Source organism: Microbulbifer magnicolonia (assembly GCF_035117725.1).
GTDB lineage: Bacteria > Pseudomonadota > Gammaproteobacteria > Pseudomonadales > Cellvibrionaceae > Microbulbifer > Microbulbifer magnicolonia.
Genome location: NZ_JAYEFD010000001.1, coordinates 493,975 through 515,226, shown reverse-complemented (window position 1 = coordinate 515,226; position 21,252 = coordinate 493,975). Strand labels below are relative to the sequence as shown.

Sequence of the window (21,252 nt, the reverse complement as noted above, 5' to 3'; positions counted from 1 at the left end):
AGCTACAGTGACGCGGTGCCATGCAGTCAATTTTTGCGCCGGCTATTTCGATCAGGCCCGCCGCCCCGGCCCGCTGCGACCGGTCGGCTAAGCTTTCAGAAATGCAATCAGAGACGCAACCAAAGACGCCACCAGAGGCACACTTTAGCGCAACGGAGCCGCTGCAATAATCACAAAGACGTTCCCCTACCGTGGAATCAGAGATGCTGGACCAGATTCTCGATAATAAGCTCATCCTCACCCTTTGCGTGATCGCCGCAATCCTGCTGCTGCGCTGGTTGCTGTCCTTCGCCATTGGGCACAGCAACTGGCCCAAGGCAGACAAGCGGCGCCGGATCAACACGGTACACAACACCGGCAACCTGCTGCTGGTAATCGGCGTCATTGCGATCTGGGTCACCGAGCTGCGCGAGTTCGCGCTGTCCATCGCCGCCTTCTCCGTGGCCATCGTCCTCGCACTGCGGGAAATGGTGCAGTGTTTTGTCGGCGGGGTGTATCAGGCCAGTATGCGCTCCTTCTCAGTGGGCGACTGGATCAAGGTGGGCGACCAGTTCGGCGAGGTCTCGGACAGCGACTGGCTGAGCACCACGCTGCTGGAGATCGACCCCCACGGGCTGGGCAACGGTTACACCGGCACCACGCTGTATATCCCCAACAATGTGTTTTTCACCCAAACGGTGAAGAACCTGAATTTTATGCGGCGCTATATCGAGCACACCTTTTCCCTGGTGCGCGAGAGCAAGGGCGTCAATCCGTTCGAGGCCAAGAAATACATCGCCGCGCGCCTGCGCGAACACTGCGAGTCCTTTCGCGAGGTCGCCGAGCGCTACTGCAAGCTGATCGAGAACCGCATGGGCGTCGAACTGTCGGGGCCCGATGCCAAGGTGGTTATCACGACCAACGAATTGGGCCACGATGTGCTGACGGTGACCGTTTTCTGCCCGCGCGAGGAGGCCACCAATATCGAGCAGCTGGTAACCGAGGACTTTTACAATTTCTGGTGCAGGAAGTCGCGCGAACTCGAAAGCGAAGAAACGGGTAGAGATTGACCCGCCGGAAGAGGGCCAGCCCTGCAACAGCGCGACCATTGGGTAAATAGGCGCGCCTGGAGACGCTGACAATTGTCCAAACTGGAACGAATCGGACTGGGCGGTGGCTGTCACTGGTGTACCGAGGCGGTTTTTCAGGCGCTGCGCGGCGTGCGCCGTGTCGAGCCGGGCTACATTGCCTCCGCCAGCCCGCACAATGGATTTTCGGAAGCCGTGATCGTCCACTACCACCCGGACGAGATATCCCTCGAAGTTCTGATCGGGGCGCATCTGCATACGCACGCCAGTCGCTCGCGCCACGCACTGCGCGAGAAATACCGCAGTGCCATCTACACATTCAGCGAGAGTCAGGCCGCAGCCGCCACAAGCGCCCTGCAATCATTGCAGGCGGAGTTTGACGCGGACCTGGTCACGCAGGTACTGCCGTTTTCCGCCTTCAAGGACGCCGATGCGCGCTTCCACAATTACTACGCCAGCGATCCCCAGCGCCCCTACTGCCAGACCTATATCGAACCCAAGCTGCGCCGGCTCAGGGCGAGATACGGCGACGCAATCCGCAATTAGCAACGTCCAATAATGGTGACTTCACGTCTTCGCCTCACCGCAGTGGGATTCCAGGTGCGCGCGGATGGTCTCCGCCAGGCGCAGCGCGCCGGGCCCGGGGGCTTCGCGGTCGGCAAACACCAGATACATGGGGACACTGCGCTCACTGCCGCCGCGCAGGGGCAGTGGTTTCAGGATGCCCGCGTCCAGCTCGGCGCGAATCTTCTCCTCCGGCAGCCAGGCGAACCCGTAGCCGCGACAGGCGGCGCCGATCGAAGTGGCCATATTGGTCACCGTCCAGCGCTGTGCCACCTCCACCGTGGCGGTGCGGCTGTCGCGCTGAGAGCCGGAGTCGCGCACCACCAGATGGCGGTGCTGGCGCAGGTCGCGCAGACTCAATTCCCGCTGCAGCTTGTGCAGCGGGTGGTCGGGGTGCGCCACCGGAATGATTCGCGCCGGCCGTGGCAAGGCCTCGCCGGTGAAGCCGCTGGGAACATGAGGAGTGATGGCCAGATCCACGCGCCCCTGGCGCAGCGCCTCGGGACCGCCGCCGATGACGGTTTCATAGAGTTCGATACGCGTCTGCGGGCTCTCGCGGCCGAACTGGTCCAGGCAGTCCAGCAACAGCCAGGTCGGAAACAGCACCTCTACAGCGATGCCGATTTCCGCCTCCCAGCCCGCCGAGGCCTTGCGCGCCGCCAGCTCGAGCCCGGCGGCATCCTCCAGCAGCAGCCTGGCCCGGCGGTACAGCATTTCCCCCGCCGGCGTCAGCACCGCACGCCGCCCCTCGATCGCGAAGGCCTTGATGCCCAGCACCGATTCCAGCTTCTGTACCGCATAGCTGACCGATGACTGGCTTTTGTGCAGCCGCTCGGCGGCCTGGGCATAGCCGCCCTCCTCCACCACCGCCACCAGGCAGCGCCACTGCTCCAGGCTGATACGCGGCGTCTGGCCGGACTCTCGAGTCATGGTATCGCTCATATGATCGACTCATTCGATAGATATAAGCGTATTTTTATGATTTTTTATCGAATCATTCAATGCTTCAATGCGCCCATCTCGGAAACAGCCGCTGTTGGAGGTAACCCATGGCAAAGCTACTCAAGATCCAGACCAGTATTTTCCAGAACGACGGCCAGTCCTCGCTGCTGGCAGACCAGTTCGTCAAGAACTGGCAGGCGCGCAATCCGGACGGCCAGGTGACCAGCCGCGATCTGGCGGCCGAGCCGGTACCACACCTGGACCTGGCCCGCTTCCAGTCCTTTATCACCCCGGCGGAAGAGCGCACCGCGGAACAGAAGGCCGTGGTCAGCTACTCCGACGCCCTGATCGAGGAGATCGCCGCTGCCGACGTGCTGGTGCTGGGTATCCCGATGTACAACTTCAGCGTGCCCTCGACCCTGCGCGCCTACTTTGACCATATCGCCCGCGTCGGCGTGACCTTCCAGTACACCCCGGAAGGCCCCGAGGGACTGCTGAAAGGCAAGAAGGCGGTGGTGTTTATCACCCGCGGTGGCTACTACGGCGAGGACCACGCCCAGACCGCGTTCGTGCGCCAGTTCCTCGGCTTTATCGGTATCGCCGACGTGGAGTTCGTCCACGCCGAAGGTCTGGCGGTCGGCGACGAAGCCAGGGACAAGGCCCTGAGCGCCGCGCAGGAGCGCATCGCCCAGCTGGTTTAATCACTGTAACTGCGCTTGAGTCATGGGCGGCGGATTGCCGCCGCCCTTTTTTATTTACGCTTCCCCGCTCTGCACCTAGCCTGATTACAGCAACTTGCCTTCCACCGACGGAAAGTGCCACATGCAACAGCAAATAATGCCCACCCTGTTCGTCGGGCACGGCAGTCCGATGAATGCGCTCGAGGACAATCCGCACACCAGCAGCTGGCGCGGGCTCGGCGAACAGCTACCTCAGCCCCGCGCCATACTCGCGATCTCGGCGCACTGGTATACGCGCGGCACTTATGTCACCGCGAACATCCGCCCCCCGACCCTGCACGACTTCCACGGCTTTCCACCGGCGCTGTACCAGTGCGATTACCCGGCCCCAGGGGCGCCCGAGCTGACGAAGGAAATCCAGCACCTGCTGCAGCCGCTGGAAGTCGAACTGGGCGATGACTGGGGTCTGGATCACGGCACCTGGTCGGTGCTGATGCATATGTACCCCGCGGCACAGATTCCGACCCTGCAACTGAGCATCGACGCCACCAGATCGCCGGAATTCCACTACCGGCTTGGGCAGCAACTGCAACCGCTGCGGGAGCGTGGTGTGCTGATCATCGGCAGCGGCAACGTGGTGCACAACCTCGCGCGGATCGACTGGCGCGAAGATGCGGCTGTGCCGTCTTGGGCGGAAGGTTTCAATCAGACTGTGCGCGCCGCCCTCGAGCTTGGCGACCACCAGAGCCTGATCCACTACGAGCGCGCCGGACACGACGCCCAGCTTTCCGTGCCGACGCCGGAGCACTACCTCCCGCTGCTCTACATCGCCGGTGCCAGCACCGCCGACGACAAAGTTTCATTTCCCACCGACGGTATAGAACTCGGCAGCATCAGCATGTTGACGGCACTGTTTTCACCACAAGCGGCACGCTGACGCGCATCGAGCAGCACAGTACCCGGGCCAATTTCTCGCGGCGGATTCAGCTAGGCTGAATTCGAGATCCCCGAACACCCGGTACAGTGCGCCATGAGCGGTTTGATGCATTTTCTTGGCAAGTGGCTGGCACGCTATCTGGAAAAGCCGAGCCATGCACACAGCGCCGCCGCGGCAACGCCGATCAGCCAGCTGCAGCAATGCCTGCAACCCGCCGACGTGTTGTTAGTGGAAGGCAACACCCGTATCAGCACCGCGATAAAGTATCTGACCCAGTCCACCTGGTCTCACGCCGCTCTATACGTCGGTCCGCAACCAAACGTCAAAGACTGGCCACCGGAACACGCCCTGGTGGAGGCGAATACCCTGGATGGGGTACGCAGTGTCGGTCTGGAAAACTTCCTGGGCCTGCACTCGCGGATTTGCCGGCCATATGGCCTGAGCTCCGAGGAGCGCCAACAGGTCATCGACTATGTCGTTGCCCGCATCGGCTACCAATACGATCTGCGCAATCTCTTTGACCTTGCGCGTTTTCTGCTGCCAGAGCCGCCGGTGCCAAGCCGCTTCAGACGACGCATGATCGCCCTCGGCAGTGGCGACCCTTCGCGGGCGATCTGCTCAACACTGATTGCGCAGGCGTTCCAGTCAATTCGCTATCCGATACTGCCGCTGGTGGAGCATCTGCCGAGCATGGTGGCGGATTGTCCCGGCTGCACCGAAGAGATATACCACATACGCCACTACAGCCTTTTCACTCCGCGCGATTTCGATGTATCGCCCTACTTTTCCGTGGTGAAACCCAATGTTGCAATGGGATTCGATTTCCACAAGTTGCGGTGGGAGCAAAGTCAGGGAGCCGGCGCGCAGCAGCGGGAATGACTGAGGGGATATTTCGGCCGAAAAGTCATCCGCTCAAAAAAGCAACGCCGGCGATTGCCGGCGTTGTCTGAGGGTTTACAGCGCTTCCGCTGTTGCAGCTTCACCGCGGGAAGTCTCCAACTTCCCGGAAGGCGTCGGCACCTGCGACGGTCTCTTGCGGCCGAATAGCTTCTGCACCACGACGAAAAAGAGCGGGATAAAGAAGATCCCCAGCAGCGTGCCCACGACCATGCCGCCGAGCACGCCGGTGCCGATGGCGCGCTGGGCGCCCGAGCCGGCGCCGGTGGCGATGGCCAGGGGCAGTACACCGAGGCCGAAGGCCAGTGAGGTCATCAGGATCGGGCGCAGGCGGTCGCGCACGGCGCGCATGGTGGACTCGACCAATTCCATGCCGCTCTCCAGGTTCTGCTTGGCGAACTCGACGATCAGGATCGCGTTCTTGCTGGTCAGGCCCACGGTGGTAAGCATGGCCACCTGGAAGTAGATGTCGCGCTCCATGCCGCGGAAGGTATTCGCCAGCACCGCACCGAGAATCCCCAGTGGCGCCATCAGCAGCACCGCCGTCGGCACCGTCCAGCTCTCGTAGAGTGCCGCCAGGCACAGGAACACGATCAGCAGTGACAGCGTGTAGAGCAGCGGCGTCTGCGCCCCGGCGGCGCGCTCTTGGTAGGAGAGACCGCTCCACTCCATGCCGATGCCCGCCGGCAACTGCGCCACCAGATTCTCCACTGCCGCCATCGCCTCACCGGAACTGACACCGGGCGCGGCCTCGCCATTGACCTGCATCGAGGGCACACCGTTGTAGCGCTCCAGGCGCGGCGAACCGTACTCCCAGCCAAAGCTGGCGAAGGAGGACAGCGGCACCATCTCGCCCCTGCTGTTGCGCACCGACCACTGCTGGAAATCCTCCGGCACCATGCGGAAGGGCGCGTCCGCCTGCATATAGACGCGCTTCACCCGGCCGCGGTCGATGAAGTCGTCGATATAGGAACCGCCCCAGGCCGCGCTCAGTGTGGCGTTGATATCGGCGATCGACAGGCCCAGCGCCGCCGCCTTGGCGGTGTCGATATTGACGCGGAACTGCGGCGTGTCCTCCTGACCGTTGGGGCGCACGTTCGCCAGCAGCGGGTTCTGCCCGGCCATGCCGAGGAACTGGTTGCGCGCGGCCGTCAGCGCCTCGTGGCCGAGGTTGGCGTTGTCCTTCAGGTAGAAGTTGAAGCCACCGGAGGTGCCCAGCTCCGGCAGTGCCGGCGGCGAGAAGGCGTAGGCGATGGCGTCCTTGATCTGCATCAGCGCCCCCATGCCGCGCATGGCCACCGGCCCCGCGCCCTCGGCTTCGGCTTCGCGCTCGTCCCAGTCCTTCAGTTTGATAAACGCGATACCGTTGTTCTGGCCGCTGCCGGCGAAGCTGAAGCCCTGCACGGAAAACACCGACTCCACCGTGTCCGGCTCGTTGTTCAGGAAGTGGTCCTCGACCTTCTCGATCGACTCCATGGTGCGCGCCTGGGTCGCACCGACCGGGGCCTGGATCATCGAGAAGAGCACGCCCTGGTCTTCCTGCGGCAGGAAGGAGCTGGGCAGGCGCATAAAGAGCACCGCCATCGCCACCGACAGGCCGGCAAACAGCAGCATAAAGCGGCCACTGCGCGCGAGGATGCCGCGCACCCCGCCCTGGTATTTGCTGCTGCCGCGCTCGAAGTTGCGGTTGAGCCAGCCGAAGAAGCCTTTCTCGCCGTGATGCTCGCCTTTTTTCAGCGGCTTCAGCATGGTCGCGCAGAGCGCCGGCGTCAGCACGATCGCCACCACCACCGACAGCGCCATGGCGGCGACGATGGTCGCGGAAAACTGCCGGTAAATAACCCCGGTGGCGCCACTCATAAACGCCATCGGCACGAACACCGCCGACAGCACCACGCCGATCCCTATGAGAGCGCCGGTGATCTGCTTCATCGACTTCTTCGTCGCTTCCTTCGGCGACAGCCCCTCCTCACTCATGACCCGCTCGACGTTCTCCACCACGACGATAGCGTCATCCACCAGCAGGCCGATCGCGAGCACCATCGCGAACATCGTCAGCATATTGATGGAGAAGCCCAGCGCGGCGAGCACACCGAAGGTGCCGAGCAATACCACCGGCACGGCGATGGTCGGAATCAGGGTGGCGCGGAAGTTCTGCAGGAACAGATACATCACCAGGAAGACCAGGATCACCGCCTCGACCAGGGTCTGGATGACGCCCTTGATCGACACCTCGACGAACGGCGTGGTGTCAAAGGGCACCACCGCCTTCAGACCCTGCGGAAAAAACGGCTCCAGCTCCTTCAGTTTCGCCTTCACCGCCGCCGCGGTCTCCAGCGCGTTGGCGCCGGTGGCCAGGCTGATGGCGATACCGGTGGCCGGCTGGCGGTTGTAGCGGGAGATAAATTCGTAGTTCTCCGCGCCAAGCTCGACGCGCGCGATGTCGCCGAGGCGCAGCACCGAGCCGTCCGCGTTGGCGCGGATGACGATGTCGCGGAACTGCTCCGGCGTCTGCAGGCGCTCCTGGGAGGTGATGGCCGCGTTCAGCTGCTGGCCCGGCACGGCCGGCGCACCGCCGAGACTGCCCACCGCCACCTGCGCGTTCTGCGCGCGCACCGCCGCGGTCACGTCACTCGGCGTCAGCTGGTAGGTCTCCAGTTTGTTCGGGTCCAGCCAGATGCGCATCGCGTACTTGGAGCCGAATACCTGCAGGCTGCCGACACCGGGCACGCGGCTGATCGGGTCCACCAGGCTCGAGTTGATGTAGTCGGCGATGTCGTTGCGATTCATGCTGCCGTCTTCGGAAACGAAGCCGGCCACCATCAGGAAGCCGCTGCGCGACTTGCTGACATTCACGCCCTGGCGCTGCACTTCCTGCGGCAGCAGCGGCATCGCCAGTTGCAGCTTGTTCTGCACCTGCACCTGGGCGGTATCCGGATCGGTGCCGTTTTCGAACGTCAGGGTAATGGAGGCACCGCCGGTGGACTCACTGGTGGCGGACATGTACAGCAGGCCGTCGAGGCCCTTCATGTTCTGCTCGATGATCTGGGTCACCGAGTCCTCGACCACCTTGGCGGAGGCGCCGGGATAGTTCGCGGAGATGCTCACCGACGGCGGCGCGATATTGGGATAGCGCTCCACCGCCAGCTGGGTGATGGCGAGGCCACCCCCGAGCATGATGATGATGGCAATCACCCAGGCAAAGATCGGGCGATTGATAAAGAAACTTGCCATTGCCGGACTCCTTACGACTCGTCTGCAGTCGGCGCTTGAACTTCTGTGGCCTGTATTTCGCTGGCACTGATCTCACCGGCGGCGGGCGCCGCAGGGGCTTCGGCCTCGGCGGCCTGCACCGGCGCGCCCGGGCGGATCTTCTGCAGCCCGGCGACAATGACCCTGTCACCGGCCTGCAGGCCGCCCTCGACCAGCCATTTGCTGCCGATAGTGCGGCTCACCTCGACCGAGCGCTGCGCGACAAGCCCCTGGTCTGTCACCACCATCGCCGAGGTGTGACCCTTGGGATCGCGGGCTATGCCCTGCTGCGGCACCAGTATCGCGTGCTCGCGCACGCCGCGGCCGATCACTGCGCGCACATACATGCCGGGCAGCAGCATATTGTCCGGATTGGGCACCACTACCCGCAGCAACACGCTGCCGGTGGTCGGGTCCACGCTGGCCTCGGCAAACTCGAGCTTGCCGCGGTGTTCATAGGCGCTGCCGTCTTCCAGCAGGATGGTCACTGGCAGGTCCGACGCCTGTTCGACGGTGCCGGCATCCAGCGCCTTGCGCAGACTCAGCAGTTCCGCCGTGGATTGCGTCACCTCGACGTAGATCGGATCCAGTTGCTGCACGGTGGCCAGTGCGGCGGACTGATTGGCGGTGACCAGGGCGCCCTGGGTGACCGCGGACTTGCCGATACGCCCGCCGATCGGCGCGCTGATGCGGGCGTAATCGCGCTGGATCTCCGCGCGCTGCAGCGCCGCCTTGGCCGCCGCTACATCGGCCCGCGCCTGCTGCAGGCTGGCCTGGGCGCTGTCGTTGTCCTGCTTGCTGACCGCCCCGGTCTTGACCAGGCCTGCAGTGCGCGCCGCGTTCAGACGGCTCACGTTCAGCGCCGCCTCCGCGCGCTGCAGACTGGCACGCGCGCTGTCGACATCGGCGCGGTAGGTGGCGTCATCCAGTTGGTAGAGGGGCTGATTGGCGTCGACCAGGCCGCCTTCGCGAAACAGCTGCTGCTTGACGATACCGTTTACCTGGGGGCGCACCTCGGCAATTTTGAACGGCGCAGTGCGACCGGGCAGTTCCCGGGTCAGGGTGACCGGCTGCGCCTTGAGGGTGACCACAGTCACCTGGGCCGCCATGGCCGCCGGTGCCGCCTCTTCCTCGCCACAGGCTGTGAGCAATGCGGATGCCATCAGCAGACTGGCTAGCGCTTTCTTGTTCAGCATTTCGACCTCTTACCTCGAACTTTCCATGAAAGGGACCCGCCGTCCGGACGGTGTCGCAGAACTTGAATCAAATATGCCAACAGGCAGGTTAGTCAGATTCTGGGGCTGGCATTTTATGTTCAGTCATGAATGAATATCAACTATTCATTCATGCATGAATATGACTTAGACTGCGATCCCAGCTTGATGCGGCCGCCAGACGGCCGCCAAAAACCGGACCACCGGATATGGTCGCCATTAACCGCAGCCGATCGACCGATTTCAATCCTGCTGCGGCCAATTGCGCGCAATCCGGGCCCAACTGCAATTTGTGACTTTCCAACAGAAGTACCCAGACCTCATGGCCAAACGCAGAAAAGAGGAAGCCCAGGAGACCCGTGAGCGGATCCTGGATGCCGCCATTACCGTTTTCCACAAGCACGGGGTTGCCCGCCCTTCCCTGACCGAGGTTGCCGAACTGGCCGGTGTCACCCGCGGCGCCGTCTACGGCCATTTCCGCAACAAGGCAGACCTGCTTAACGCACTGGCAGAGCGCATCAAGCTGCCGGGTGAAAAGCTGTGTGAGTCCGCCGGCGAGGAACTGAAGAGGGATCCTCTGGGTGTGTTGCGCACCCGCTGGCTATGGCTGTTCGAGGAGGTAGCCTGCAACCAGCAGTGGCAGCTGATCCTCGAGATTATTTTTCATCGCTGCGAGCTGGTCACCGAGAGCGGCGAAATTCAACAGCGCATGATGCAGGGGCGCGCCGAGGGGATTCAGCGCATGCACCAACTGGTCAGCGCGGCGGTGGCAAAGGGCCAGCTGCCCGTTGAACTGGATGTGGACGTGGCGGTGCCGATGCTGCACGGCGCATTGATCGGCGTCATGGAAGAATGGCTGCTGCAGCCGCAAATTGGCGACCTGACGGAACTGGGCGCGCGCTACATCGATGCGATGATCGATATGCTGCGCTTTTCAGCGGCACTGCGGCGCGAGCGCAGCGCAGTAGCCGTGTACTGATCCCGGCCAAACTATTTATCCGGCAGTGAAATAGATGAATCTTCATCTATTTCACTGTCGCCCTTGAAATCCTGACGCAGATGCGTGGATCTGCTGGCATTTCGCGGGTTCGCGCCAGCCTGCGGCCGGCGGCGGCACATCCCTGTGCCGCATTAACCCGCCAACCCAATTGGTTGCCGGTTTAATAAGTGCTGAAGCCGAGCAGCAGGTAGAGCCCCAACAACAGCACTACGCCCGCCACCATACTGCCCGTCAGCCAGCTGCGCGCCATGACGCCGTCGGGTTTGTGGTAGCTGGTCACCCCCGCCATCAGACGGTCGACAGCGTGTAGCGCAGTGCGACGCACGCGCTCATCCAGGCGGAACGCAGCGGCGAAGAAGCTGCGCGCGGCAGCGGGCAGCAGGCGTCGGTAGAGCCACTCCACATCCAGATTGACCGACGGCAGTTCCGGCGGATAGAGCCGGCGCAGATTCAGCCACACAAACGCCAGCGCGGAGAAAAACAACAGCTGCAGCTGGGTCAGCACATGAGTCAAGTCATAGGGCGAATAAGACATCTCGAATGGCAGCAGCCGGTAGAGCGCCTGCGGATAGATACCCACGGCCAGGCACAGCGCCGCGGCGATACTCATGGCCACCAGCATATTGGTCGGCGGTTCCTTGGCGCGCAGGCCCGAGTCGTGCGCAAAGAAAGCGAAGTACGGAATCTTGATGCCCGCGTGGTGGAAGACGCCGGCTGAGGCAAACAGCAGGATCAGCCACACCCAGTCGTAGCCGTTCTGGATCGCCGCGCTCATCACCATCGACTTGCTGACGAAACCACTGAACAGCGGGAAGGCCGAAATCGAGGCGGCGCCGATAATGCACAGCACGGTGGTCTTCGGCATAGTCTTGTAGAGACCGCCCAGCTCGGAACCATTGATACGCCCGGTCATCTGCAGCACCGCGCCCATGGACATGAACAGCAATCCCTTGAAGATCACGTCGTTGAAGGCATGCGCCACCGCGCCGTTGATCGCCAGCGATGTGCCGATACCGATCCCCACCACCATGAAGCCGAGCTGGTTGATCAGGCTGTAGGCCAGAACGCGGCGCAGGTCGTTCTCGATCACTGCATAGAAGATCGGGAAGCAGGCCATTGTCGCGCCGATATAGACCAGCAGTTCGGTACCCGGATAGGCCCGCGCCAGCGCGTAGACGGCGACCTTGGTGGTAAATGCACTCAGGAAAACCGTGCCGGTGGGGGTCGATTCCGGATAGGCGTCGGTCAGCCAGTTGTGGAAAAAGGGAAAGGCGCACTTGATGCCGAAGGCGAGGAAGATCATCCAGCTCCCCACCGAATCAAGAATGCCCTGCCCCAGCCCGATGTAGCCGAATTCGAGCGAGCCCTGCGCCTGCGCGTAAAAAATAATACCGCCCAGCAGTAGCAGGCCGGACAGGATCTGCAGGAAAAAATAGCGCAGGCCCGCCAGATAGGCGCGGCCGGTGCGGCGCGCCCAGACCAACATTACAGACGTCAGCGCCAGCAGCTCCCAGAAGATAAACAGCGTCAGCAGGTCGCCGGCAAAGACCGCGCCCAGCGCGCTGCCGGCATACAGCAGGCTGGCAACCTGCTGCAGCGTGTCGCGCAGGTGCAGCGCATAGACAATGGCGATCAGCGCGGCAATATGGAACAGGTAGCCGAACAGCAGACTCAGCCGGTCGGCGCGGAACAACAGCAGCTCGAAATCCAGCACGGACCAGGCGCCGAAGCTGCCCGGGCCCAGCAGCCACAGGTTGGCGAGCCCCAGCAGCGGCACGGCGACCATCAGCAGCGCGCGCGGCCAGCCGCGCACAAAGAGTGCGATTGCCGCCGCGACAAAAAACGGAACAAACGGAGCCACTTCAAACATCGCCGCGCCCTCTCTGCGAGTCTGCCTCTGCAAGCTCAACGCGGTCGTAGTAGTCGCCGGGGCGCATCAGGAATTTGCGCATCCACTTGGCGACGACAACCAGCAGTACGCAGCCGACGAAGCCGTAAACGGGATAGAAGGCCGGAAGCCCCTCCCAGCGGTACTCGGTATGCCGGTGGACGACAAGATCCAGCGCGACCAGTAAGGCACAGATACCGTAGAAAACCCGCAACAAGCGGCGGACATTGTCCGGCTTATCGAAGAAATCGTGTTTATCACCACTCATACGCGCTTCAAATTCCGGCTTTGATCAGCAGATAGAAAACATCCGGGTACAGCAGCAGATAGACACAGCCCGCGGCGGTGACACCGAGCGCTATCAGCGACGGCAGCGGCGCCTCCCGGATCTCGACCGCTTCGCCCTGCCCCGCCGTCAGCGGCCTCTCGCCGCCGGTCTCGACTCCCACCTGACCACCACCGCTGCCGCCACCGCTGCCTTCAAAAAAGGCGCGCAGCGGAATCGGCAGCAGGTAGGCGATGCTGAGCAGCGAGCTCGCCATCAACAGGGCCATCAGCAGCCACTGCTGTGCCTCGAAGGTCCCCAGCATCAGGTACCACTTGCTCCAGGTGCCGCCGGTGGGCGGAATGCCGATGATGCACAGGCTGGCGATCAGGAAGGCGGTCATGGTGACCGGCATCTGCCGGCCGATACCGCGCAGCTCACCGATCTCGGTCTTGTGTGCGGCCACCAGTATCGCGCCCGCACAAAAGAACAGCGTGATCTTGCCGAACGCGTGCATGACGATATGCAGCGCGCTGCCGGTGGCGCCGGCGCTGGTCGCGAGCAGCGCGCCCAGGGTGATGTAACCGAGCTGGCTGACCGTCGAATAGGCGAGGCGCTTTTTCAGATTCTGTTGGCGCAGTGCCACAATTGACGCGAGCAGAATCGACGCGCCGGCCAGGTACAGCAGCCATTCGGTGGCCGGAATACTCTGAAGCGTCTCCAGCCCGAATATCATCAGGCAGACCTTCAGCAGTACAAAGACCCCCGCCTTGACCACCGCCACCGCGTGCAAGAGCGCGCTGACCGGTGTCGGTGCCACCATCGCCGCCGGCAGCCAGCGGTGGAACGGCATGATGGCCGCCTTGCCGACACCGAACACATAGAGCACCAGCAGGACCGACAGCAGTGCCGTGGAAGTGCCGGGCGCAAAGACGCCGCCGGCCTTGAACGACAGGGTGCCGGCAAGCAGCCAGGTCGCGACGATTGCCAGCAGGAAAAAGCCGATGGAGGTGCCGAGCAGCACACTCAGGTACACCCTGCCCCCCTTGCGTGCCTTGTCGGTGCCGGCGTGGGTCACCAGCGGATAGGTGCAGAGTGTCAGGATTTCGTAGAAGACAAACAGCGTAAACAGATTCTCCGCAAACGCGATGCCCATCACCGCGGCGATCGACAGCGCAAACAGGCTGAAAAAGCGCGTCTGGTTCCGCTCGCCGTGGCCGCGCATATAGCCGATCGCATAGAGGGTGGTCACGATCCACAGGAAACTGGCCACCAGCGCGAACAGCAGCCCCAGCGGCTCGACGCGAAACGCGAGCGCCATGCCGGGCAGGACATCGAGCCAGTGCGCGGCGATCACCTGCCCGTCGATGACCGGTCTGTACAGTGAGGCCATTGCGGCAAGCAGCGCCGTGCCCGCGATCAGCGACACGGCTTCGCGCAGGTTGGCGCGCCGGCCGGTCAACTGGATGCCGGCCAGCGCCAGCAGCGGAATCAGCAACCCGAGTTGCAGCAGGGTCGAATCGTTCACGGTGCGGCACCTCCGAGCAGGAACTGCGCAGCCGCGGCCGTCACTGCGACCGGCAGGCGGGTATCAATGCCGAAATACAGGTTGGCACCGATCAACAGCCAGGTGGGCAGCAGCAGGCCGAGCGGTGCCTCGCTGCGGATCATTGCCAGCGCCTGCGGCGGCGACTGCAGATAGCCGGCTTCCACCAGTCGCCAGACGTAGATCACCGCCAGCAGCGATCCCAGCACGATCAGTATGCCCAGCCACCAGAGACCGCTGTCGATCGCCGCCATGACCAGATACCACTTGCTGACAAAGCCCGCCGTCAGCGGCATGCCGATCAGGCTGATACCGCCGATCGCGATGGCCGCCATGGTCCAGGGCATGGTGCGGCCGAGCCCGCGGAAAGCGTCTATGCGGCAGCCGCCGATCTGATAGACCAGCCCCGCCAGGGCCAGAAACAGCCCGCCCTTCATCAGTGCGTGGTTGAACAGGTGCAGCAGTGTCGCCTGCAGCGCCGTCGCGGTGCCGATGCCGATTCCCACGACCATGTACCCGACCTGTGCGACGCTCGAATAGGCGAACATGCGCTTGATATCCAGCTGGTAGATGGCCACGGCAGAGGCGACGAAAACGCCCGCCAGTCCGAGGCCGATCAACAGGAATTCCAGCGGCAGGCTGGCGAGGGCGAAATCCACCCCGAAGACGGTGACGGTAAAGCGCAGCAGCAGGTAGAGCGCCACCTTGGTGGCGGTAGCGGCGAGAAACGCCGTGACGATAGACGGCGCATAGCTGTAGGCGTTCGGCAGCCACAGGTGCAGCGGAAACAGCGCCAGCTTCAGGCAGATGCCGACGAACACAAACGCGAAGGCGGCGAGCACCGTGGTGGAGTCGCCCACTGCCGGCAGGCGCGCGGCCAGGTCGGCCATGTTCAGGGTGCCGGTCATCATGTACAGGAAACCGATGCCGATCAGGATAAAGGTCGCACCGATAGTGCCCATGATCAGATACTGGAACGACGCCCAGAGCGCGCGGCGGTCCCGGCCCAGCGCGATCAGTGCGTAACTGGCCAGCGACGAGATTTCCAGGAACACGAACACGTTGAAGACATCGCCGGTGGCGACTATGCCGAGCAACCCGGCGAAACACAGCAGATAGAGGGTGTAGAAGAGCGTCTGCCGGCCCGCGGCCAGTTCCCGCGCGACACTGCTGTGTGCCGCGGCGATTACCGCAGAGCTGAGCGCGGACACGATCAACAGCACCCAGGCATTCAGCAGGTCGATGCGGTACTCGATACCCCAGGGCGCATCCCAGCCACCGAGCGCATAACTGACCGGGCCTGTGGTGTAGACCTGCTGCAATAGCAGTGCACTGACTGCGAGCGCCGCCAGGCTGACCCCCAGCGTAAACAGCCACACGAGACTGGCGCGGCGGATGATCAGGCAGGAGGGCGCCGCCACCAGCGGCAGAATGACCTGCAATATCGGAAGGTGGCTCAACACGGCTTTTCACCCCCCGCGGCCGCAGCATCTTCGCTGGCCTGTATATCCCGCTCCTCCACGCTGCCGTAGGCGTGCTTGATGCGAATCACCAGCGCCAGTGCCAGTGCCGTGGTGGCGATGCCGACGACGATGGCGGTGAGTATCAGCACGTGCGGCAGCGGATTGGAATAGAGATTTTCCCCCGCTGTCAGAATCGGCGCACTGCCGCCGTCGACCTTGCCGACGCTGATGTAGAAGATGAACACCGAGGTCTGAAAGATATTCAGGCCGATGACTTTCTTGATCAGGTTGCCCTGGGCGATGGCCATGTAGAGCCCGATCATCATCAGGGCGATCACCACCCAGTAGTTGTACAGCGATGCCAGCAACACCTTAACCGGCCCTCCCCTCGGCAAATTCCTCGTCCCGCACCGCCAGCTGCCCGAGGCGCCGCAACTGTGCGAAAAAGGCGTAGAAAACCAAAATCATTACCGCCGCCACAGTGATCCCGACACCCAGCTCGATGGCGATGATGCCGACATGCTGGCCACTGACCGCATCGCCCGCGAGCGCACCGTAGTCGAGAAAGTTACGGCCACTGGCCAGCCCCAGCAGGCCGACCGAGCCATAGACCAGTACGCCGACCGCGGCGAGCAACTGCACCAGGCCGTGGCCGGCCACCCTGTGCAGCGCGTCCAGCCCGAACACCAGCCCGTAAAGGATGAAGCCCACCGCGAAAATCACCCCGGCCTGGAAGCCGCCACCGGGACCGTATTCGCCGTGAAACTGCACATAGAGGGCGTACAGCATGATCGGTGCAATCAGTATCTTGGCCGTTACCCGCAATACCAGATCCCGCGACTGTCCGCCCGACTGCAATACCGATGACGGCACGGCAGATCTGCTCTCGCCGCCGCCGAGCAGCAGTGCCAGCACGCCGAGTCCCGCGGTAAAGATCACCACCACTTCGCCGAGGGTATCGAACGCCCGGTAGCTGGCCAGCACCGAGGTGACGATATTGGGGATGCCGATTTCCGCCATGGACTCAGTGATGTAGCGCGGCGCCACATGCCGGTGCGCCGGTGCATCGACGGCGCCAAACGCGGGCATATCCAGCGTGGCGGCGAGCAGCAGCGCCCCGACGATGGCTACCAAGGCCAGCGCCAGCGCGGCCCGGCGCCTGTCCGGCCGCTGACGGCGGCCGCACAGCGCCAGGGTCAGCAGTATCAGGAGCGGTGCGATACCGGCGCCGACGGCGGCCTCGGTAAATGCCACGTCCACCGCGCCCATGGTCATAAAAAAACTGGCGGACAGCAGCCCGTAGATACCGGCGAGCATCGCCGCGGCGAACAGATCTTTCGTGCAGGCGATGGCCGTGGCCGTGATCAGCAGCAGCGCGAGCAGTGCAATATTCAGTAACAGTTCCATCAGCTTTGCTTCTCCACCGCCGCTCAGACCTTGTCCGTATTGAGTGCGTCCGGTTCCGCGACGTCCGCTGGAGCATCCAGAATCTTGGCTTCCCGATCCCGTTCGCCGCGCGCTTCCGTCCCCGACAATTTCCACTCGCTGTGCTGGGCAGCCCTGGCCAGCGCGTGACTCGCGGCCGGACTGGTAAAGAAAATGAACAGCAGAATCAGGCCGAGCTTGAGCAGCGCCAGGCTCCAGCCCGCGAGGAGCATCAGCCCGCCGATAATGAGAAAGGTCGCCAGCGTGTCGGTCACGCCGGCAGCGTGCATGCGCGTGTAGAAATCGGGAAACCGCAGCAGGCCGATGGCACCGGACAGCATGAAGAAGCAGCCCAGGGCGAGGGCAAGGCCGCTGAGCAGCATCAGGATTGTCTCAGTCATTGGGCACCTCACCGCTGCTGCCCGCGCGGAATTCGAAATAGCGCAACACGCCGATCACGCTGACAAAATTGATCAGCGCGTACACCAGCGCGATATCGAGAAACTCCGGCTTGCCCAAAGTGAAGCAGATCACCGCGATCAACAGCACCGTCTTGGTGCCGAACACGTTCACGGCCAGAATGCGGTCGTAGATACTCGGGCCCAGCAGCGCCCGCACCAGCGCCAGTGCCATGACCACCAGCAGTGCAACGATCGTCGCGGTCAGCATGATTCTTCCAGCGCCCCTACCCGCCTTTCCATTTCACCCCGGCGCAGTTCCTCGATGCCCGCCGCGGTCAGCGCGTGCACCAGGATTTGGTCGCCGTCTAGTGCCACTGCCACGGTCCCCGGTGTCAGGGTGATCGAGTTCGCATAGAGCACTTTCCCCAGATCACTGCGCAGACTGGTCGTCAGCCGCGCGTGCGCGGGAGAGATAACGGCATCGCTGCTGAAGACGCTGCGCCACACGCAGGCGACCACCTCCAGGTTGCTCTGCACTATCTTGCGGAACAACCACCAGTAGTAGCCGGGCAAGGCCGCCGCGAGGTGCAGCGGCTGGGATTCGCGATCCACCAGTTGCATCCGTCGCGCCAGCAGGATCACCAGGGCGATCGACAGCAGGCCGAACGTCAGCAGCAGCGGCGTGTAGTGGCCGGAGTTGGCCAGCCAGATAAAGGCCAGCACCGCAAACAGGGAGAGGGTGTAACGCATAGTCGACTCGAGCAAACTCAGCCGTTAGTACCGACAGGACAGCGACATCAGCTCTGGACCGCCGCATCGCAGAGATAGTGGCGCTCGAACACCCGGCGCATCACGATGTCCGCCGCGGTGTCCGGTGCGAAACGCTGCTCCTCGGCGGCGACCCTGGCGATCAGCCTATCCACGGTTTCCCCCTCGGGCAGGCAGTAGCGGCTGTCGAGGCGCTGCTCCGCGGCATCGGAAAGGCGGCTGGCGCGCGTGCGCAAAGCCCGCGCGACAAACCCGGACGGACGATCCTCGGCGGCGACGATGTCGTTGCTCGCCGCCAGGTAGCCCTGAATGAAGGCCCTGCAGCTGGCCGCGGCTGTCGCTTCGCCGGCCATCTGATACGCTTTGCACGCGGACACCAGCCCGGCCGCACTCATCGGCTCCATCGCGGCCAGCGACTGGCTGAAGATCAGCGCGAGCGGCGCACCGATACCTATCCCTATTCGCGTTCTTCTCGCCATAAATGCCTGCGGTTTATCGGTCTTGTTGTGCCGATCACTTTGGCATTTTTGCTGTGCCGAATATTGTCAGGATTGTGAAAAAGTGTGTCGGAGTTTGTCGGCGCGGCTCACCGGCAGCCGCCATAGCACCTGCGGACTAGCCGAAGTTGGCGCACTGCGGGGGCTCTGCTAAAGTCGGGGCTTCGCGCGCCGCGCCAGCTCTGGCAGCCAGCGGCGGCACGCGATTCCATGATTTGCAACAGTTGATAACAATTCGAAGTGATTCCGATGGCGGCGCCCAAAGCCTGTGTAATGGTGGTCGATGACGACTGCGACATCCGCGACCTGATCGGCCGCCTGCTGACTGCAGAGGGCTATGCGGTCGAAACGGCGCGGGACGGCGAGGAGATGTTCGGCCTGATGGCCCAGCGGCCGGTGGACCTGATTCTGCTGGACGTGATGCTGCCGGGCCGGGATGGCTTTGAACTCTGCCGCCAGTTGCACGGCAGTGCGGAAATGCCGCCGGTGATCATGGTCACCGCCAAGGACGACGAGATCGATCGCGTCGTGGGGCTGGAGCTGGGCGCCGACGACTATATCGTCAAGCCCTTCAGCGGCCGCGAGCTGCTGGCGCGCATCAAGGCAGTGCTGCGCCGCGCGCGACAGCCGGCGGTCAGCCGCAAGCGTGGTGTATACCGCTTCGCCGGCTGGCGATTCTACCCGGCGCAGATGGAGCTGTACGATGTGGACGCCACCGCGATACCGCTCTCCACCAGTGAGACCGAATTGCTGCTCGCCTTCGTGCAGAACCCCCAGGTGCCGCTGTCCCGCGACCGCCTGCTGGATCTGACCAAAGGTCGCGACAGTTTCCCGTTCGACCGCAGTATCGACTCCCACGTCAGCCGCCTGCGGCGCAAGCTCGGCGACGATGCAAAGAAACCGGAGATCATCAAGACCGCCTGGGGCACCGGCTATATGTTCACCTATCCGGTCGAGGCGGAGTGAACGCAGGGTGAAGTTCCGGCGGCCACACACGATCCGATCGCGCACGATACTGGTGCTCTTCTGCGCCTTTCTGCTGTCGCACACCATCAGTCTGGCGATCTATGAGATCAATCGCGACAAGACCATTCTGCTCACCGAGGCCACGGATCTGGCGGATCGCGTCATCGGCGTGGTCGAACTGGCGCGCAGCTTTCCCGAGCGGGACCGCCAGCGCATACTCGCCGCCGCGGAAACCCAGTTCCTGACGATGTTTCCGGAAACCGGCAATCTCGACGACGAGCGCTGCCGCGACAACGACTTTTCGCGCCGCCTGGCGGACTCCCTCGGCGCCGCCTTTGCCGACGTGCCCGGTTTCAATGCGCAGGTGTGCCTGCGGCGCCTGAAACCCGCCCCGCTGCTCGCCAGAAACGAACCGCTGCACGGCTACGACGTGCTGGTGGCGGTCAATTTTCCCGATGACGAGCGCGCCGTCTTTCACGCGATACTGCCGGAAGGCGAATCCCTGATACACGATGCGGTGCTGCTGTACCTGCTGTTCTCAGGGCTGATCGCGCTGCTGCTGGCCGGCTACCTGATTCGCAAAACCGTGGCGCCGCTGGGCCAGCTGGCCAGGGCCGCCGACAGCATTGGTACCAATATCGACGCAGCGCCGCTGCCGGAGAATGGGCCCGCCGAGGTCGCCGCCGCAGCCCGCGCCTTCAATCTAATGCAGCAGCGCCTCGCGCGGCTGGTACACGGCCAGACGGAAATGCTCGCTGCCATCTCCCACGACCTGCGCTCCGCGGTCACCCGCCTGCAATTGCGCGCGGAACTGCTGCAGGACTGCCAGGAGCGCGAGGGCCTGCTGCGCGTGGTCGACGACATGAAAACCATGATCCAGTCGGTACTGGATTTTGCCCGCGGCCTGGATCCCAGCGAAACGCCGCGCAGGATCGATATCGGCGCGCTGGCCGAGAGCCTGTGCGACGACCTCAGGGAGGAAGGCTACCCGGTACAGTTTTGCGGCAGCGGCGATGACTGCGTGCTCGAGTGCCGGCCGGTGGCCCTGCGGCGCAGTCTGCAGAATCTTATCGACAATGCGATCAAGTACGGTGGTGGAGCGAAGGTGAGCGTCGCGGGCGGGGTCGACAGTATCCGCATCGCGGTGGACGACCGCGGCCCGGGTATCCCGCCGCAGGAACTGGCGGCAGTGCTGCGCCCCTTCTATCGCCTGGACAAATCCCGCAACAGCAAAACCGGCGGCGTCGGGCTCGGCCTGTCCATCGCCGGCAACACTGTGCAGGCCCACGGCGGCGAGCTGTCACTGGAAAACATGGCGCGCGGCGGCCTGCGCGTACAGATACAGCTGCCCCGCTGCTGACCGCGCACGCGACCGACCATGCCGGGGTATTCCACCGGAATGTCGCAACGGCTGGCACCCATATGCAAGGGGCATTCAATCAGCGTGAGACAGCGCTTCGTTCACTATTTCTGCCGCAAA

Annotated in this window: 21 protein-coding genes; 8 read left to right on the top strand and 13 right to left on the bottom strand. The window is 63.4% G+C overall.

Annotated features, from left to right (window positions below; translation table 11 throughout):
• Positions 1–203 precede the first annotated feature (203 nt).
• Both RRF64_RS02285 and RRF64_RS02280 read left to right on the top strand, forming a co-directional pair.
• Positions 204–1,049, top strand: coding sequence for a mechanosensitive ion channel family protein (locus RRF64_RS02285; RefSeq protein WP_323844200.1), 846 nt, complete (start codon positions 204–206; stop codon positions 1,047–1,049).
• A gap of 72 nt (positions 1,050–1,121) precedes the next feature.
• Positions 1,122–1,613, top strand: coding sequence for a peptide-methionine (S)-S-oxide reductase (locus RRF64_RS02280; RefSeq protein ID WP_323844199.1), 492 nt, complete (start codon positions 1,122–1,124; stop codon positions 1,611–1,613).
• A 21-nt stretch (positions 1,614–1,634) separates the two neighbouring features.
• Here RRF64_RS02280 and RRF64_RS02275 read toward each other — a convergent pair whose 3' ends face one another.
• The gene (locus tag RRF64_RS02275) at positions 1,635–2,573 is read right to left on the bottom strand and encodes a LysR family transcriptional regulator (protein ID WP_323844198.1); all 939 of its coding nucleotides are present in this window, start codon (positions 2,571–2,573) and stop codon (positions 1,635–1,637) included.
• Between the two features lie 107 nt (positions 2,574–2,680).
• Here RRF64_RS02275 and RRF64_RS02270 point away from each other — a divergent pair, with 107 nt between their 5' ends.
• The 3 genes from RRF64_RS02270 (at position 2,681) to RRF64_RS02260 (ending at position 5,069) form a co-directional block, all read left to right on the top strand.
• Positions 2,681–3,274 (top strand): FMN-dependent NADH-azoreductase, encoded by a 594-nt coding sequence (locus RRF64_RS02270; protein WP_323844197.1) that lies wholly within the window; start codon positions 2,681–2,683, stop codon positions 3,272–3,274.
• A gap of 121 nt (positions 3,275–3,395) precedes the next feature.
• A complete protein-coding gene (gene ygiD, locus RRF64_RS02265; protein WP_323844196.1) occupies positions 3,396–4,190 on the top strand; it encodes a 4,5-DOPA-extradiol-dioxygenase in 795 nt (264 codons plus the stop codon).
• Positions 4,191–4,283: 93 nt separating this feature from the next.
• Positions 4,284–5,069 (top strand): YiiX/YebB-like N1pC/P60 family cysteine hydrolase, encoded by a 786-nt coding sequence (locus RRF64_RS02260; protein ID WP_323844195.1) that lies wholly within the window; start codon positions 4,284–4,286, stop codon positions 5,067–5,069.
• Between the two features lie 75 nt (positions 5,070–5,144).
• Here RRF64_RS02260 and RRF64_RS02255 read toward each other — a convergent pair whose 3' ends face one another.
• Positions 5,145–8,321, bottom strand: coding sequence for an efflux RND transporter permease subunit (locus RRF64_RS02255; RefSeq protein WP_323844194.1), 3,177 nt, complete (start codon positions 8,319–8,321; stop codon positions 5,145–5,147).
• Positions 8,322–8,332: 11 nt separating this feature from the next.
• Complete coding sequence (locus tag RRF64_RS02250; protein WP_323844193.1) at positions 8,333–9,535, bottom strand: efflux RND transporter periplasmic adaptor subunit; 1,203 nt, start codon at positions 9,533–9,535, stop codon at positions 8,333–8,335.
• A gap of 340 nt (positions 9,536–9,875) precedes the next feature.
• On the opposite strand from RRF64_RS02250, the gene RRF64_RS02245 reads away from it, so the two are divergent.
• A complete protein-coding gene (locus RRF64_RS02245) occupies positions 9,876–10,532 on the top strand; it encodes a TetR family transcriptional regulator (protein ID WP_323844192.1) in 657 nt (218 codons plus the stop codon).
• Between the two features lie 181 nt (positions 10,533–10,713).
• Here the strand turns inward: RRF64_RS02245 and RRF64_RS02240 are convergent, their stop codons facing one another.
• Genes RRF64_RS02240 through RRF64_RS02195 form a run of 10 tightly spaced genes read right to left on the bottom strand, consistent with a single transcriptional unit; the run spans position 10,714 to position 18,788 of the window.
• The gene (locus tag RRF64_RS02240; protein ID WP_323844191.1) at positions 10,714–12,423 is read right to left on the bottom strand and encodes a Na(+)/H(+) antiporter subunit D; all 1,710 of its coding nucleotides are present in this window, start codon (positions 12,421–12,423) and stop codon (positions 10,714–10,716) included.
• Complete coding sequence (locus RRF64_RS02235; protein WP_323844190.1) at positions 12,416–12,709, bottom strand: hypothetical protein; 294 nt, start codon at positions 12,707–12,709, stop codon at positions 12,416–12,418. Before RRF64_RS02235 ends, RRF64_RS02240 begins: the two co-directional genes overlap by 8 nt.
• Before the next feature lie 7 nt (positions 12,710–12,716).
• On the bottom strand, positions 12,717–14,234 hold the full coding sequence (locus tag RRF64_RS02230) for a proton-conducting transporter transmembrane domain-containing protein (RefSeq protein WP_323844189.1): 1,518 nt from the start codon (positions 14,232–14,234) through the stop codon (positions 12,717–12,719).
• Complete coding sequence (locus RRF64_RS02225) at positions 14,231–15,715, bottom strand: monovalent cation/H+ antiporter subunit D family protein (protein ID WP_323844188.1); 1,485 nt, start codon at positions 15,713–15,715, stop codon at positions 14,231–14,233. The genes RRF64_RS02230 and RRF64_RS02225 overlap by 4 nt, the downstream gene beginning before the upstream one ends.
• Positions 15,709–16,086 carry a cation:proton antiporter subunit C gene (locus RRF64_RS02220; RefSeq protein ID WP_323844187.1) on the bottom strand — a complete coding sequence of 126 codons (378 nt, stop codon included), beginning with the start codon at positions 16,084–16,086 and terminating at the stop codon, positions 15,709–15,711. Before RRF64_RS02220 ends, RRF64_RS02225 begins: the two co-directional genes overlap by 7 nt.
• Before the next feature lies 1 nt (position 16,087).
• Positions 16,088–17,122, bottom strand: a complete 1,035-nt coding sequence (locus RRF64_RS02215) for a DUF4040 domain-containing protein (RefSeq protein WP_323844186.1) — start codon at positions 17,120–17,122, stop codon at positions 16,088–16,090.
• Between the two features lie 23 nt (positions 17,123–17,145).
• Positions 17,146–17,541: a monovalent cation/H(+) antiporter subunit G gene (gene mnhG, locus RRF64_RS02210; RefSeq protein WP_323844185.1), complete on the bottom strand. Its 396-nt coding sequence runs from the start codon at positions 17,539–17,541 to the stop codon at positions 17,146–17,148.
• Positions 17,534–17,809, bottom strand: coding sequence for an MrpF/PhaF family protein (locus tag RRF64_RS02205; RefSeq protein WP_323844184.1), 276 nt, complete (start codon positions 17,807–17,809; stop codon positions 17,534–17,536). Before RRF64_RS02205 ends, mnhG begins: the two co-directional genes overlap by 8 nt.
• Positions 17,803–18,291, bottom strand: a complete 489-nt coding sequence (locus tag RRF64_RS02200; RefSeq protein ID WP_323844183.1) for a Na+/H+ antiporter subunit E — start codon at positions 18,289–18,291, stop codon at positions 17,803–17,805. Before RRF64_RS02200 ends, RRF64_RS02205 begins: the two co-directional genes overlap by 7 nt.
• A 47-nt stretch (positions 18,292–18,338) precedes the next feature.
• The gene (locus tag RRF64_RS02195) at positions 18,339–18,788 is read right to left on the bottom strand and encodes a hypothetical protein (protein WP_323844182.1); all 450 of its coding nucleotides are present in this window, start codon (positions 18,786–18,788) and stop codon (positions 18,339–18,341) included.
• Positions 18,789–19,055: 267 nt separating this feature from the next.
• Between RRF64_RS02195 and RRF64_RS02190 the strand changes: the two genes are divergently transcribed.
• A complete protein-coding gene (locus RRF64_RS02190; protein WP_323844181.1) occupies positions 19,056–19,772 on the top strand; it encodes a response regulator transcription factor in 717 nt (238 codons plus the stop codon).
• A gap of 7 nt (positions 19,773–19,779) precedes the next feature.
• Complete coding sequence (locus RRF64_RS02185) at positions 19,780–21,132, top strand: sensor histidine kinase (protein WP_323844180.1); 1,353 nt, start codon at positions 19,780–19,782, stop codon at positions 21,130–21,132.
• Positions 21,133–21,252: the final 120 nt, after the last annotated feature.